The sequence below is a fragment of the Amphibacillus jilinensis Y1 genome (assembly GCF_000306965.1).
Classification (GTDB): Bacteria; Bacillota; Bacilli; order Bacillales; family Amphibacillaceae; genus Amphibacillus_C; species Amphibacillus_C jilinensis.
The window spans coordinates 66,993-82,759 of the sequence record NZ_JH976439.1 but is presented as its reverse complement, the minus strand read 5'-3'; the positions used below and the strand labels follow the sequence as shown (position 1 = coordinate 82,759).

General features: G+C 38.4%; 16 protein-coding genes. 13 read left to right on the top strand and 3 right to left on the bottom strand.

The window, feature by feature from the left end; all coding sequences use genetic code 11:
* Positions 1-9: 9 nt before the first annotated feature.
* Together B494_RS0114205 and B494_RS0114200 are read left to right on the top strand one after the other, a co-directional pair.
* A complete protein-coding gene (locus B494_RS0114205; RefSeq protein WP_017473055.1) occupies positions 10-444 on the top strand; it encodes a PTS mannitol transporter subunit IIA in 435 nt (144 codons plus the stop codon).
* Positions 445-1,593, top strand: a complete 1,149-nt coding sequence (locus tag B494_RS0114200) for a mannitol-1-phosphate 5-dehydrogenase (protein WP_017473054.1) — start codon at positions 445-447, stop codon at positions 1,591-1,593.
* A 362-nt stretch (positions 1,594-1,955) separates the two neighbouring features.
* Here B494_RS0114200 and B494_RS0114195 read toward each other — a convergent pair whose 3' ends face one another.
* The gene (locus B494_RS0114195; protein WP_017473053.1) at positions 1,956-2,651 is read right to left on the bottom strand and encodes a hypothetical protein; all 696 of its coding nucleotides are present in this window, start codon (positions 2,649-2,651) and stop codon (positions 1,956-1,958) included.
* A gap of 188 nt (positions 2,652-2,839) precedes the next feature.
* Between B494_RS0114195 and B494_RS19495 the strand changes: the two genes are divergently transcribed.
* From B494_RS19495 to B494_RS0114160, 7 genes are all read left to right on the top strand, one after another.
* Entirely contained in the window at positions 2,840-3,676 is an 837-nt protein-coding gene (locus B494_RS19495; RefSeq protein ID WP_017473052.1) for a CsxC family protein, read from the top strand.
* A 439-nt stretch (positions 3,677-4,115) separates the two neighbouring features.
* Positions 4,116-4,676, top strand: coding sequence for a DNA-3-methyladenine glycosylase I (locus B494_RS0114185; protein ID WP_017473051.1), 561 nt, complete (start codon positions 4,116-4,118; stop codon positions 4,674-4,676).
* Between the two features lie 348 nt (positions 4,677-5,024).
* Entirely contained in the window at positions 5,025-6,008 is a 984-nt protein-coding gene (locus B494_RS0114180) for an HD domain-containing protein (protein ID WP_017473050.1), read from the top strand.
* Between the two features lie 48 nt (positions 6,009-6,056).
* Positions 6,057-6,464, top strand: a complete 408-nt coding sequence (locus B494_RS0114175; protein WP_017473049.1) for a GNAT family N-acetyltransferase — start codon at positions 6,057-6,059, stop codon at positions 6,462-6,464.
* A gap of 254 nt (positions 6,465-6,718) precedes the next feature.
* Entirely contained in the window at positions 6,719-7,102 is a 384-nt protein-coding gene (locus B494_RS0114170) for an ArsR/SmtB family transcription factor (RefSeq protein WP_017473048.1), read from the top strand.
* Entirely contained in the window at positions 7,095-9,251 is a 2,157-nt protein-coding gene (locus tag B494_RS0114165; RefSeq protein WP_017473047.1) for a heavy metal translocating P-type ATPase, read from the top strand. The genes B494_RS0114170 and B494_RS0114165 overlap by 8 nt, the downstream gene beginning before the upstream one ends.
* Before the next feature lie 57 nt (positions 9,252-9,308).
* Complete coding sequence (locus B494_RS0114160; protein ID WP_017473046.1) at positions 9,309-9,503, top strand: hypothetical protein; 195 nt, start codon at positions 9,309-9,311, stop codon at positions 9,501-9,503.
* A 331-nt stretch (positions 9,504-9,834) separates the two neighbouring features.
* Here B494_RS0114160 and B494_RS0114155 read toward each other — a convergent pair whose 3' ends face one another.
* Positions 9,835-10,917 (bottom strand): AI-2E family transporter, encoded by a 1,083-nt coding sequence (locus B494_RS0114155; protein WP_017473045.1) that lies wholly within the window; start codon positions 10,915-10,917, stop codon positions 9,835-9,837.
* A 327-nt stretch (positions 10,918-11,244) separates the two neighbouring features.
* Between B494_RS0114155 and B494_RS0114150 the strand changes: the two genes are divergently transcribed.
* The 4 genes from B494_RS0114150 to B494_RS0114135 all read left to right on the top strand — a co-directional run bounded on the left by B494_RS0114150 (position 11,245) and on the right by B494_RS0114135 (position 15,018).
* A complete protein-coding gene (locus B494_RS0114150; RefSeq protein WP_017473044.1) occupies positions 11,245-12,198 on the top strand; it encodes a GerMN domain-containing protein in 954 nt (317 codons plus the stop codon).
* A 108-nt stretch (positions 12,199-12,306) separates the two neighbouring features.
* Positions 12,307-13,032, top strand: coding sequence for a 5-oxoprolinase subunit PxpB (gene pxpB, locus B494_RS0114145; protein ID WP_017473043.1), 726 nt, complete (start codon positions 12,307-12,309; stop codon positions 13,030-13,032).
* Positions 13,033-14,118 carry a 5-oxoprolinase subunit C family protein gene (locus tag B494_RS19490; RefSeq protein WP_017473042.1) on the top strand — a complete coding sequence of 362 codons (1,086 nt, stop codon included), beginning with the start codon at positions 13,033-13,035 and terminating at the stop codon, positions 14,116-14,118.
* A 156-nt stretch (positions 14,119-14,274) separates the two neighbouring features.
* Positions 14,275-15,018 (top strand): LamB/YcsF family protein, encoded by a 744-nt coding sequence (locus tag B494_RS0114135; protein WP_017473041.1) that lies wholly within the window; start codon positions 14,275-14,277, stop codon positions 15,016-15,018.
* 56 nt (positions 15,019-15,074) lie between these two features.
* Here the strand turns inward: B494_RS0114135 and B494_RS0114130 are convergent, their stop codons facing one another.
* Complete coding sequence (locus B494_RS0114130) at positions 15,075-15,524, bottom strand: hypothetical protein (RefSeq protein WP_017473040.1); 450 nt, start codon at positions 15,522-15,524, stop codon at positions 15,075-15,077.
* Positions 15,525-15,767 lie beyond the last annotated feature (243 nt).

Genomic DNA, 15,767 nt, shown 5'->3' with positions numbered 1-15,767 from the left:
GTGTTCAACATGACAAAAGAAATTTTGACAAAAGACAATATCACTTTAGGAGCAACATTAACAGACAAAGAAGCGGCCATCCGCTTTACTGGACAAATATTAGTTGATAATGGCTATGTAGAAGCATCATACGTCGATAAAATGATAGAAAGAGAACAGGTGACAACGACATATATCGGAAATAATGTGGCAATTCCACATGGTACTGAGGATGCAAAAAAGGCAGTGAAGGAAACAGGGTTATCTGTTGTTATTTGCCCTGATGGTGTTGATTTTAATGGCAATACTGTGAATATTTTAATTGGGATTGCTGGAAAAGGAGACGAACACTTGGAGATTTTATCAAAAATCGCCTTAGTTTGTGCAGATGAAGATAATATTCAAACCTTAATTCAAGCATCTTCAAAACAGGAAATTATTGATCTTTTTAGTGGGGTGAACTAAATGAAGGCTGTTCATTTTGGTGCAGGTAATATTGGTCGAGGTTTTATAGGTTTGTTGTTAGACAGAGCAGGTTATCACACGACTTTTGTTGATGTTAATGAGCAAGTGATTGATGAAATCAATCAAAAACAAAATTATACTGTGATCTTGGCTGATCAAGCACAAAAACGAGAGCAAGTGACAAATATTTCTGGTATTAACAGTGCAACAAACGCTGAAGCGGTAGTGGATGCCATTGTTGAGGCAGATATCATTACAACAGCCGTAGGTGCCTCCATCTTACCGATCATTGCTGAATTAATTGCTAAAGGATTAGCGAAGCGCCTAAAAGAAGATAATCCCCCGGTTAACGTCATTGCTTGTGAGAACATGATTGGGGGAAGTGCCTTATTAAAAGATCACGTCCTTGAGAAAATGTCTGCTAAGGATCAACGTATAATAAGTGAGCGCGTTGGCTTTCCCAATGCTGCTGTTGATCGAATCGTTCCTAATCAATCACATGAGCAATTGTTGACAGTGTCGGTTGAACCTTACTATGAGTGGGTGGTTGATCAAGCAGCGATTAAAGGAGAAAAGCCTAATATTCCAGGGATTACTTATGTATCTGATCTTGCCCCATTTATAGAACGCAAGCTGTTTACTGTTAATACAGGTCATGCAGTTGCTGCTTATTTAGGTTATAACATGGGGTTCAATACGATTAAGGAAGCGATGGATTCTCCTCAAGTCTCCAGTTTAGTTAAGGGTGCTTTGAAAGAAACCGGGCGCGTTATTGTGAAGCAGTTTGGGTTTGAACAAGCAGAGCACGAGGCCTACATTGAGAAAATTATTTTACGCTTTCTAAATCCACATATATCCGATCAAGTGACACGTGTAGCCAGGGGGCCGTTACGGAAGTTAAGTAAAAATGATCGATTCATTCGACCGGCTACCTTATATCTCGAATTATTTGGCGAAGAGCCGATTTATCTAGCTAAGGCAATTGCTGTGGCATTAAGTTATGAATATCAAGAAGATCAAGAGGCAGTTGAACTTCAAGCAAAAGTAAACGCCAAAGGTTATCCGCAAGCATTGGCAGAGGTGGCTGAGCTTGCACAAGATCACCCATTGATTGGAGCGGTTTCAAAACAATTAGATGCTTTAACTTGAGGGCTAAGTTCACCTCATGATAGTTGGTGTCTGTGATGCTCTAACGCATCGATGTTTTAAGCTCCTGAAGATTGTCACGGATACACCAACGATTATAAATGAAGATCGAGCTAATATGTTCGGTCTTTTTTTGTTATAGATAACCGTTCGTAAGGCTCTCCTCTCAAGGAGAGGCAATCTATTTAGGTGGGAGCTTACGGACGCTAATGTCCTGATTGATGATTCGTTTAATATGCTTTTCATGGACGTCGTTCATTTTCAAGTAGTTACTCACCTATCCCTAAGAAATTCTCCACCAAACGATATATCCTCTTATTATTAAAAGTTTCCTAGTTTGTGAAAAAGCATTAAGTTTTAACCCTTCATGTGGATAGTAAGGGGACAGTGGCTATCTGTTCTGTTTGATCCTGCTGCATAAACCAATTATTTCTTACCAACTCTAACTCAGAAATTTTACTTGTTCCGAAGGACAAGGATCGACTGGCTTCTAAAAATTTAAAAAAATCCTGCCTATTTTTTAGATAAGACTGCTGAAATCGGAGACATGTGATATGGGCGGTGTGGGCTTTGTAACGTTGATCCAACGTGTTTATTACTTCTGCTTCTTTAATATTTTTTCGGATGCTATCTCGTAATAACGCCAATGTTGAATCATCAGGAAAGCCTTGAATCATTACGCCGTCCCGTGAGGCGGTGATGCCTTGGTATCTAATCTGAAATGAAGGAATAGTACGTACAGCTTCTTCAATTGCTTCTATGTATGGTGTGTAATTAAGCTGACTCGTATCTATGTGCGAGGCACATGAGATAATTGAGAGAATGGTTGTATGAAATTCAGTCGATTGATAATAATATTGCTCGGGTTCCAACTGGTAAGCTTGCTTTAAAAAATCGGTGATTGCCTGTTGAACAGCTTGTGACGGTCGACAGATCAGGGAAATAGCGCGTTTAGAATCGACTTGTTGATTTAAAAGGTCTGTGCCAACATTGAATGCTTTCGCTTTTATCGCTTCTTGCCACAACCGATTGTATGTTGCTGTAATGAGATCATGAGACATATAGATCTTCCTTTATAAGTGTTTTTTTCATTTAAATCACGATTTGACTGTATTATTGTATAATAAAGTTTACCATAATTTTAAAAATGGTTATATACCTTCCACACTTAGACCATGCCGATCCTTTCTTTATCGCATATACCAATATTGAAAGATAAAAAAATGATAAAAGGAAGGAGAGGACGTGTTTGGAGGAGAAAAATCAATTAGAAGCGATGTGTAAGAAGCCAGTTAAGCAACATGAAGCGAAGACAACTAGAGTAGATTGTGACAGTGCGTCTTATTTCGGAGGTAATGCGTATATTCCTGTCGTTTTAGCAGATGCCGAATTACAGGCATTAGTAGAATCAGAAATTAAGTTACCTTCACAAGCTAGAGAAATAAAAAGTATCAAAAGAAATGTGCACATTACCCAGTGCAAAGCGATTCCATCAGTTATTCCCGGGCGTGGCTTTTTTCCTGAAGTAAAAGTATTTGTGTCAGGTTATGTTCACAAAAACATTCAATATGTAGATGATTATAAAGGGTATGTGCACGATTATGCTGTTAACGTGCCGTTCAGCTGTAACCAAAGTTTTCGCGTTTTTCGATCACCGGAAGAGCAGTTTAGCCAAAAATCTACAATATCCAATGAGAGAATTTATCTTGATAAAAAAGGTCATGGCGCAGATCACCATGTTTCAGGTGGGGCCAGCTATGAATTTTATAATGAGCCAATAGAGTGTAAATTGCTATTTAGTGTGGTCAACGATTTAGATCTTCATAAAGATGTCGATCAATATGGTCGCTTTCATAAAATCGTAGAAAAAGCAGAGGTTGTCTTGTTCTTTAAACTTTATCAAAAACAACAAACTTTTTTACCTTTAGGAGGCTTTGGATCTCCAGCTAATCAACCGACTGAAGGCAAAGTTAAGGATGAAAAACCAGATAGTAAAGCTCAGGCTACGAAAAAAGAACAGGATTATGAGAGTGCAAAAGAACGGATTAAAGCGATTGTCGCTAGGATAGAAAGTCTCGATGAATAACGTCTATAAAAAAACTTTTTTGCTTCATAGCAAAAGAGTTTTTTTACGTTTACTACTTTATCACGGATAAGCAACCGTCCAACGCCCACCTCAAAATAGAGAGTGAAACAAATCTATTTAGGAGGGAGCTGATGGACAGTACTGTCCTGATCGACTCAACTACCAATCAGTGGGAGAAGTACGAATATGCGTCACGATAGGATGGAGTGAGGGGTGATTGATGATGATTGTCGAGAGAGAAAATGATGCGAATAGGTTAAAAGTTTTGTTAGAATGAAGTTGATGTCTGTATCCAATATTAAAGACAAGATTTAGCTCATCTTTTAATCTGTTTTTTGAAAAGTGCTCATCAGCAAGTCGTCATTTAGAAAATTGAGTAGAAGTGATAGGCTGAATAATAGCCTAAACAATAAACATATTATCCGAAGGGGGATCCATAATGGGATCGTGTTCTTGGCCTGGCAATCATCCATTTATGCAAAGTTACCATGATAATGAGTGGGGTGTGATTAGTAGAGATGATCGTTATTTGTTTGAAATGTTATCATTAGAGGGCGCACAAGCAGGTTTATCATGGTATATTGTTTTATCAAAGCGTCAAGGTTATCGAGTTGCCTTTCGTCATTTTGATATCGACTATTGTGCAAGGTTAACCGATCAACAATTAGATCAGATTAAAGCAGAAGGTGATGTAATTAAACACTTGGCCAAGTTGCAATCTGTTCGAAATAATGCTAAAGCTGTATTGAAGATTCAAGAGGAATTCGGAAGTTTAGCAACGTTTTTTTGGCGCTATTTAGATGATAAGCCAATTGTAAATAGTTGGCGTTCGGAAAAACAAATTCCTGCTGAAACCCTGTTGTCTAAGCAGATTAGTAGAGATTTAAAAAAGCGTGGCTTTAAATTTGTTGGACCTGTCACGCTCTATTCTTTCATGCAGGCTATAGGTATGGTAGACGATCACCTGATAACATGTCCGTATCATTCTATTAATAAGTGATAAGTAAAAGTAATGATCAATGTAAATGATGTCGATCACGGATAACCGTCCGTCCAACGCCTGCTTAAAAATAGAGAGCCAAGTTCATTTGTTTAGGTGGGGGATAACGGACGCTAATGCCCTGATTCACTCGAACTATCAGTGGGAGAAGGACGAAAGCCCGTGATTGAAGGTTCGTTTTATCTATTAAAAATGCAGTGAAAAATAGTTTATCAAAAGGGTAACAAAAGTGAGCGTTTCTAATTCATGGCATATATAAAAATAACGTCCCTTAAAAGTAGAACGTGTGTTCTTGATTTGTTTTATATAATAAATTATAATTTATTTATTAGGAAGGGAGGGGCTAATTTGCACATCATAGATCCATTATATGGCGAATTTCAGTTGGATAACGTATTGGTCGAACTTATCCAAAGTCAACCTGTGCAACGGTTAAAGAAGATTCATCAAGGTGGAGCCAGTTATTTAGTCAACTCGAATTGGAATGTCACACGTTACGAGCATTCGGTTGGTGTCATGTTATTGATTAAAAAAATGGGGGGATCAATTGCTGAGCAAATTGCTGGATTACTTCATGATATTTCGCATACGGCATTTTCTCATGTCATTGATTTTGCTTTAGATAACCAACACGAAGATTATCACGAGCAGATTTATCAACGCGTCGTATTAGAATCCGAGATACCGTCAATTCTTGCTAAGTATTCATATGATAATGATGATATTTTGTTTAATCAAAAAAAATGGACAATACTTGAGCAAGAAGCTCCTGAGCTTTGTGCTGATCGTATCGATTATACGATAAGGGATATGTACAGATATGGTCATATTTCGTTAAATGAAGTACAAACTTTCTTGAATCATTTAATTGTCGTGAACAATCGACTCTACCTTGACCAATTAGATGCGGCGACGTGGTTTATAAAGGTCTATCATAAAGAAGTGATTGATTTTTTCTTAGATCCACTAAACGTGTATGGTTATGATCGATTAGCGCATGTTTTGAAAATAGCGTTAACCGAAAAGATTATTCACTTTAATGATCTTTTAACTGATGATACTACCGTTATGACTAAGCTTAAAGACTCCCAGCAACCAGAGATCCAAGCGTATTTATCTCAATTACATTCAGATGTGATTGTCCAAGCAGGTCATCAGCGTGATTATGATTTGTATCGAAAGAGCAAAATCCGCATTGTCGATCCCTCTGTATGGGATGGTCATCAGCTTGTCAGTGCATCACAGCTATCGGAAGACGTGAAGGTAATGAAGGAAAGGACATATCAAAAAGCGCGAGCAGGTGCTTATGTTAAAATTTGTTCTGTAAAATAAAATTTAATCTTATTTAATGCATGCGTATGATAAAAAGGAGTAGATCTGATGAACTATCAAATAAATTACCATGCGCCCGATCCGATGGCGTATATTGCTTTGAGGGTTGAAGGTGGAATGAGTGAAAAGTCGCAACAAGCGGCAGAAATAGGGTTGAAAAATGCGCTGTTTACGGTATGTATTTATGATCAAGACATGTTAATAGGATTAGGGCGAATTATCGGTGATGGGGGCACAGTGTTTCAAATTGTTGATGTTGTCGTTAAACCGAGTTATCAAGGTAAAGGATTGGGTAAAGTCATCATGACTGAACTAATGACCTATTTAGATCAACACACTTATGCAGGTTCTTATGTAAGTCTGATTGCTGATGGTCCAGCTGATAAATTATATGCTCAATTTGGCTTTACATATACATACCCTTATTCACAAGGTATGTTTAAGATGTATAACTAAGCGTGGCGAGTAAAAATGATTACACCGAAATTTGGATTCCTGTTCAAAAAAACAAATAAAAGTTGGAAAAAGGTTCTGATCATCAATATGATGATCAGCCTTTTTTGTATTTGTAGAAACATTTTCTATGAAGAACAAATATGAGATTTTTAATTATATATTCAAATTATAGTTTGAATGTCCATTGACTAACATTCAAATGAGCATTAGAATGCAATTATAATCAAACAAACATTTGAATGAAGGTGGATCATATGAGTGAAAAGGGTAAAGAAACAAATGATACATGTGAAGTGCTTAGCTTTAATGAAGATAAAGTATATCGTGTTAAGGCAATGATTGGGCGTGAGCGTCTCGCTTCTGTTGCAGATATGTTTAAAGCTTTATGTGATGAAACACGCTTGAAAATTGCTTATGCCTTAACCCAAGAAGAAAAATTGTGTGTTTGTGATGTGGCCCATATTATTGGCTCATCAACAGCAACAGCTTCACATCATCTACGTCACCTCAAAAAGCTAGGTTTAGCCAAAAGTGAGAAGCAAGGCAAGTTAGTCTACTATGCGTTAGATGATGATCATGTAAAAACATTAATTACGATAGGGATTGTTCATGGAAAAGAGGTTGATGATCGTGATTAAAAAAAATAGTGATTCAGCTAATAAACATGTTTACCGCGTGCAAGGGTTCTCATGTGCTAACTGTGCTGGGAAATTTGAACGAAATGTTAATGCACTTCCTGGTGTTTCAGAAGCAAAGGTAAACTTTGGTGCTTCAAAAATTTCTGTTTATGGTGAAGCTTCGGTTGAGCAATTAGAAAAAGCGGGTGCTTTTGAGCACTTAAAGGTTACCCCTGAACATGAGCAATCACTAGCTTCTAGTGAAGGTTCCCAACAGGATAAAGCTAAAATGCCTTTTTATAAAAAATACCGGGAGTTATTATTTGCTATGTTGTTCTTATTAACGGGGGTCATCTCTTTTTTCATTAATGGAGAAGAAAATATTGTCACCATTCTTTTATTTGTGATCACGATTTTCACTTCTGGGTCAGATCTTTTAAAAGTAGGATTGATAAATTTACGCCAATTTGATTTTGATATGAAGACATTGATGACATTGGCGGTAATCGGTGGAGCGATTATTGGTGAGTGGTTTGAGGTTGCAGTTGTTGTCATCTTATTTGCCATTAGTGAAGAGTTGGAGCGTTTTTCAATGGACCGCGCCCGTCGTTCTATCCAATCATTAATGAATATTGCACCGAAAAGAGCATTGATTAGACGCAATGGGCAAGATCACATGGTACCGGTTGAGTCGATTGAAGTTGGCGATGATATGATTGTGAAGCCGGGGGAGAAAATTGCGATGGATGGCGTTGTGATCAAAGGGCATTCTTCTGTTAATCAAGCAGCGATCACTGGTGAATCGGTACCTGTAGAAAAGCATGTTGATGACACTGTGTTCGCGGGTACATTAAATGAAGAAGGGCTAATGGAAGTGCGTGTGACAAAGCACGTTAAAGATACAACGATTGCTAAGATCATTCATCTGATTGAAGAGGCCCAAGCAGAACGTGCACCTGCTCAAGCTTTTGTCGATAAATTTGCTAAATATTATACACCAATAATCATGATCATTGCACTACTTGTTGCAATCATTCCTCCACTTGCATTCGGACTAAGTTGGCAAGCGTGGGTCTATCAAGGGTTAGCTGTTCTTGTTGTTGGCTGTCCGTGTGCATTAGTGGTATCAACACCAATTTCGATTGTTTCTGCGATCGGAAATGCAGCCAAAAATGGTATTTTAATAAAAGGTGGTATTTATCTAGAAGAGATCGGATCTTTAAAGGCAATCGCTTTTGATAAAACGGGAACTTTAACCAAAGGTGTACCTGTTGTTACAACGTATCAAGTTTTTTGCGATCAACAAGACAAAGATGGATTGTTAAAAAACATTGCTGCACTCGAATATCAATCGCAACATCCGCTTGCCTCGGCTATTTTAAAGGAGGCTGAGGGCACTGGATTTGAAAAGATTGATGTCAGTGAGTTTCAGTCTCTAACAGGTAAAGGAATTAAGGGGACAATAGCTGGAGACGTTTACTGGATAGGCAGTCCGCATTTGTTTCAGGAACACTTTTCAGAACGAATTGGTCGGTCGATTGAGACACGTATTAAAAATCTCCAGTTACAAGGTCAAACGGTTATGCTTGTTTGGACGAAGGAAGCAGTGTTGGCTGTCATTGCTGTAGCTGATCAAGTCCGTCTATCGAGTCCATCTGTCATACGCCAGTTGCATGAAGCTAATATTCAGGAAACGGTTATGTTAACAGGTGATAATCAAATAACCGCTCATGCGATTGGAGAACAGGTGGGTGTAACACGAGTGCAGGCCGAACTTATGCCTGAAGATAAATTAAATGCAATAAGGGCGTTAAGCGATCAATTTGGTAAAGTGGCAATGGTGGGTGATGGTGTAAATGATGCACCAGCTCTAGCCGCTGCTACTGTAGGGATTGCAATGGGGAGCGTGGGAACAGATACCGCTCTAGAAACGGCTGATGTAGCATTGATGGGTGATGATTTGACTAAATTACCTTTTGTTGTTAAATTAAGCCGAAAAACACTGCGCGTTATTAAGTCCAATATAACATTCTCAATTTTGATTAAGTTAGTGGCCTTGTTATTAGTTGTTCCGGGTTGGCTAACGTTATGGATTGCTATCTTATCGGATATGGGAGCTACTTTGCTTGTCTCATTAAATAGTATGCGACTTATGCGTGTAAAAGCATAGCTTATCTGTTTTATATGTTAGCAAAGCCAATTACGGCAAGATACAAAAGCTTTTTTAGTGGATCAGGGTTATCATATCGAAAATGATATTATTGAAATTGAAATCTACCCTATTATTTGTGCGGACGAAGACGATCAGTTGAAGAGAAGTGGTGATTATCAAGCAGCTGTCGTGTTTCATGATCAACCTGATCAAACTTTCTTTTACCAATATAATGATGCGCAAGATAAAATCATAGAAACAGAGTCATGAAATAGATGTTAATAATGAAGAGGGTGGGACATAACTAAATAATGAAATGGCGTATCCGAACATTCTGAACAAAGCGTAGGAAAAACACGTAGACTCCTGTGGGAATAGCACGAGCTGAGGATCCACTGTGTGAAGTGTACTTCTTCACACAGTGGAGGAATGTTAGACTAACTTCGTCCCGTCCTGGGACAACGTCTAACTGACCTACATCCTGTAGGCCCGAAGCCGTGCCCACGGAAAGCGAAGTGTTTTACCGAAGCGCTATATGTATCAGACATTAATGTTCGGATTTTTCTTATCTTGTTACGCTTTTGTCCAGGCTCTTTCCCTGTTACCAAATATTTTTTTTGCCAGCGGGTCGTGTCTTTTTATATTCTTGATAGAAATGAGTGGCAATTGTTTTAATGACAGCATAAGCAGGAACGGCAAAAATTAAGCCGACAAAGCCGATGATTGCGCCGGCCGCTAGAATGATAATCACTACGGTTAGCGGGTGTATCTTTAACACTTTACCCATAATATTTGGTTCAATTAAATTGCTTTCAATTTGCTGAGCGACAATCATTACTACAGCTGTCCAAACACCTGTCATTGGGTCTTGGAAAAAACCAACAACAACAGCAGGAATAGCAGATAACCAAGGACCTAGATAAGGAATTAAATTCATAAACAAGGCAAAGATAGCAAAGATTAATGCATAGTCGAGGCCAATGATTAAATAACCGATTAACAACATTATTCCTACGCTAAGACTAACTAAGGCTTGACCTTGAATAAATGAGCCAAGTGTTTCATCAATGTTTTTTAATAATCGCGTCAGACTTTCTGCTTTTGACTCACTAAAGAAGTTAGTGATGAAAGGAATAAATTTTTCGCGATCTTTTAACATAAAGAATAAGAAAAATGGAATGAGTATGAATGAAAATAAAAAGCTAAAAAAAGCGCCTAAAAAACTAAATACAGACGTAGCCATTTGTTCGGTGTATTGTCCGATATTATCAACCATGTTGTCGATTGCATTTTGGACACTTTCAGGTATAAATTCTTGTCCATTGCGCCAGATGTTAATCATGTCCTCAATCCACTGTTGTATGTCCGGCCCACTTTCGACAAGGCTATTAATCTGATCTTGAATCGGCGGTATAATAAAATAAACGCTGATAACAATAAACACAATTATAAGTAGAAAGACAATGATAATCGCTAGAAGACGTGGTACTTTTATTTTTTCTAGTAAGTTAACAAAAGGATTGGTAATGTAATAAAGAAATCCTGCTCCAATCACGGGAACAGCAATTGCCGCTAATAATGCTCCGATTGGTTTAAAGACAAATCCAGTGAGATTTAGTAAGTAAATGAATGTAAAAGTTAAAACAGCATAGATAAGAAAACGAAATACTTTCTGATCAGTCATTGGATTAGCCTCCTTTTCTAATTGATAAATATTGGTTAATCACAGATAAACGTCTGTCCCCCCCTAATTGAAGGTTCGTTTTATAACCATTACCTAATTATTTAAAACCTAAACACAAATTGGTTAAGTTTATCAGGTGATAAAATGTTATAATAATAGTGATAGGTTTGCTTATCGATTTAGTAGAGTGACAAATTTTTATAATTATCAGAGTTAAATTTTTTATGCCGAGTAGAAGGAAAACTAATATATGGGGTTGAAGTAGAGCATATCTCAGTTTTTCTTATACTAGCGTAAGGTCGTTTATACACAAGGGGGGAATCAACGATGAAAAAGTGGTTAATTTTACTCGTTATGATGACAACACTATTATTAATGGCTTGTGGATCAACCGATGACACAACTGAAGCACCAGATGATTCAGATGTGAATAAGCAAGAGGAAGATTCTACAGAACAAGAAGAACAAGAAGAATCCGAAGCGCCCGAAAGTGAAGAGGAAACAGAACCTGAATTTGTAGAAATAACATTAGAGGGATCACTTATTCCTGTTGTGAATTGGGTTTGGTTAGATAATCAAGATATAATGACTTTTGCAGTTGAACGTGCTGAGCAAGAATTAACTAAGGAAGAAAGGTTAAAAGAATCCCTTATTCAAAGTGATTTTACCAATCATCAATCCTTTCATGAACTATTAGAGGTATCTATTGATGACTCGACTGCAACGTTAGTTTTTTCTCAAAATCAAATGTTTATGAGCCTGGCTTCAACAGAGCAATTATTGCTAGATGAAATGCTATATCAATTGACAGCACTATTTGGTGTTGACACGTTAGTTTTTTATGTTGAAGATCAACGTGGCCTTGATTACGGACAAACCGGTCGAATTGAAACGATGTCAATGGAAGCTGAATCAAATAGAGGTTATTACTTACTGGTCGATGAAGAAGCGCAAGGGGAGAGAGAGCATGCTTTATATGTTCCCCGTTATCAAAGCGATGATCGCATGACTACTGAAAGTGATTTTTCAGAAACGATTGAAGAAATGCAGCAGTTAAATGACCAACCAGACAAGTATCAACCTGCTATTCCTGAAGCTGTTAATGTAATCGATGTGAAAGAAGAGGAAGGAATAGTTGAAATTCGGTTTGAAGCTGAAGATTCTGTTAATCTTGAAGATTTTTATAATATTATTGAATTGACGGCTTTAGACTTTGAGCTTGAAACATTGCAATTGGTTAATGAATTAACATATGAAATCATTGCGATTGATATCAACTAAATTAAAAATAGACAAGCAGCTGCTTGTCTATTTCTCTATAAAAAACGGTTTTGTAAGGCAGAGTAAAGATAATAAAATCGCTTATTTTAGTGGAAGAGGGTGTTGCCAATGCAGTCACGAATCGTTCCTCTTGGTGATCAAGGCTTACAAATTCAGTTTGAAGAAAAACTTGATCCGGAAATTAACAGCCGTGTCCATCAGGCAGCAGATCTCATTATGTCTAGTGGTACGCAGGGTATAAAAGAAGTGATCCCAGCTTTTCGAACCCTAACGGTCTTATATGATCCAATCGATATCGATTTTCAAACATTATCTTATCGATTAAAACCATTGATAGATGATATAGGGCGTGTTGATCGACAAACAAAGAAGGTTGTCGAAATCCCTGTTTGTTATGACAAGACATTTGGATTAGATCTCGCGTCCATATCGATGGCTAAAAAGTTACCGATAGATGAGATCATTAGACGGCATAGTCAACACGATTACCTTATTTATATGCTCGGTTTCTTACCTGGTTTCGCTTATTTAGGTGGGCTGGACCATACTATAGCTATGCCTCGTTTAGATGAACCACGTATAAAGATTCCAGCAGGATCAGTAGGAATAGCAGGACAGCAGACGGGTATTTATCCACTTGATTCTCCAGGGGGCTGGCGGTTAATTGGTGCAACGCCGGTAAAACTCTTTAATCCAACCCAATCACCACATGTACCCTATCAAGCTGGAGACTATATACGTTTTAAACCGATTGATCGCTCTACTTATGAAAATATAGCTAACCAAGTTGAGACAGGTACTTATCACTTGCGGATTAATGAGGTGAAAGAGTAAATGGGACTTCAAGTTGTGCGCCCCGGTGCGTTTACGACAATTCAAGATTTTGGTCGGATCAAGTATCAACATAGTGGCTTCTCTGAAGCTGGTGCGATGGATCATTATGCCTTGGAAATAGCGAATCGATTAGTGAATAACCCGATTGATGAAGCAGGGATAGAAATGATGTTAACAGGCGGCTCGTATTTTTTTGATGAGCCTGCTATCATTGCTATGACCGGGGGAGATTGTCAACCGCATCTTAATGGCAAGAAAATCCCAATGTATCAAGGGGTAATGGTGCAAGCTGGTGACCAATTGACGACAAAAGCGATTAAAAATGGTCGTTTTTCATATCTAGCGTTAGCGGGTGGCTTTGATCTTCCTATTGTAATGGGGAGTCGGTCAACAAGTACCCGCTACCTTGTTGGTGGATTTGAAGGAAAACCGTTGCAAGCAGGGGATGAGCTCGCTTTTCGTCAAAAAATAGATCTGGATCAACCACACGTTTTAAGAAAATGGGCTAAAATAATTCGGACAGATCAAATTAATGAATTAACGCTTCGAGTCGTTATGGGACCTCATATCGATATGTTTTCTGCAGATCAAGTCAAGCGATTTTTTGGCGGGAGCTATCAAATATCGAGACAAGCTGATCGAATGGGCTATCGCTTAAAAGGTACACGTCTAGAAACAGAGATGCAAGCAAATATGTTATCAGAAGGTACGGTATTTGGTGCAATTCAAGTACCACCTGAGGGACAACCGATTGTACTATTAGCTGATCGGCAAACCACAGGGGGTTATCCGATCATTGGTGTTGTTTGTACGGCTGATCTGGGAAAATTGGTTCAGTGCCCAGACCGATGCATTATTAAGTTTAAAATGATAACCGTCAAACAAGCACAAACATTAATAAGAAAGCAAAAAGAAAATATTCGTGTGACGATAGAAGAGATGGGGACAACGACTGTTGAGCCAACTGATGACTTAAGTTTCACTGATGTTAAGGAACTGATTGAAGCGATTGATTTAACTCAGCTAACTTTATTTGACTACCGGAATCACAAATCTAAAATAACTTTAAAAAAGCATAGTAGATAATAACGGTTCTACTGAAGCTAGAAGATTTGTCATAGATAGCACGTAAAATGTCCGTTAATGTCTTGATTCCCGTAGCGCCCCATCAGTGGGGTAAGAACAAAACTTCTCACTGATTGAAGATACATCTTATATTGACCGAATGATGGAGGTGATTGTATGGTATGTATTGATTTAAATGGTGATTTAGGCGAAAGCTTTGGCCGTTATACAATTGGGCACGACCAAGACATCTTGCCTTTTTTATCATCAGCTAATATTGCTTGTGGATTTCATGCCGCTGATCCGATGGTGATGGCAAAGACAGTTCGTTTAGCTGAGCGCTATCAGGTGAAGATAGGTGCACATCCAGGCTTCCCTGATCGGGTTGGCTTTGGTCGAAGGGTGTTACAAGCTTCTCCGGAAGAGATAGCGAATGATGTTACCTATCAAATCGGCGCCTTAACAGCTTTTACTCAAGCAAAAAAGCTTCATCACGTTAAGCCGCATGGGGCGTTATATAATGTTGCGGCTCAAGACCAAAGAATAGCAAAAGCGATATGTGAAGCGATTAAAGCTTTTGATCCGGATTTGATTTTATACGGTTTGGCTAATAGTGCATTGATAAGTGAAGCAGAAGCGGTCGGTCTTTCTTATGCCCAAGAAGTCTTTGCCGATCGTCATTATCATGATGATGGTACGCTTGTCCCAAGAAGTGAAGAAGATGCAGTGATTCGAAATGAAGATGAAGTTGTCGAACGGGTTTTAGCCATGGTAAAGGAGCAACGTGTAAAGACGATCAACGGCAGATGGATTGACCTAGCCCCTGATACGATTTGCCTTCATGGTGATCATCCGCATGCCGTTCAATTCGCCCGAAAATTAACCGATGGATTGAAAGAACATCACATTAAAATTGGTTAAACCTAAAGCGTGCGCATCTTTATATAAAAGCGGGCACGCTTTTCACGTCGTGAAAACTAATCAAAAAGATCTGTTACTTCTCCTGTTTCGGGGTCTACACTGTACCAGCCATAGGTAGCAGTGTGGGACTCTTCAGCACCGTCACCAATCACTTCAAATACTTGAACGCGATAATGTCCTTGCTCGTCATCGCCGTCATACATATAATTCATATCTATGTTTACACCTTCGTCATGGAGATATTCTTGAACAAGAATAATCGCGTCGTCTGAACTATATGAGCCATCTTGACCAATACCTTGATCAGTCTCTGGTTGATCCTCACGCTCGTTGTCTTGATCTGGATCTGCTTGGTCTTCTGCGTCTTTCTCTTCATGGTCCCCGTTTTCGACAGTTTCTTCATTTGTTACTTTATCATTTGTTTTTTCTTGAGTTGTGTCATCATCTGTTGCTGGTTGACAAGCGACTAGAATTAATAAACTCATTAACAAGAGAATTTTTTTCATGTTGTGGGCTCCTTTATTATCTTAAATTTAAAGCGTTAATGATTAACTTTAATGCTAGTTTCTTTTTAAGTTTAAGTCAATATATAAATTTTATTTATTCTTTTTTGGCGGGAGATAACGGACGCTAACCTCCTGATTCATTCAGAGATCAATCGGTGGGAGGAAATAACGTAGACTAAAACCGCCACGTCCTGTGGCAACGTCTGTATGACCTACATCATGTAGGCCTCCGTCCATTAATTG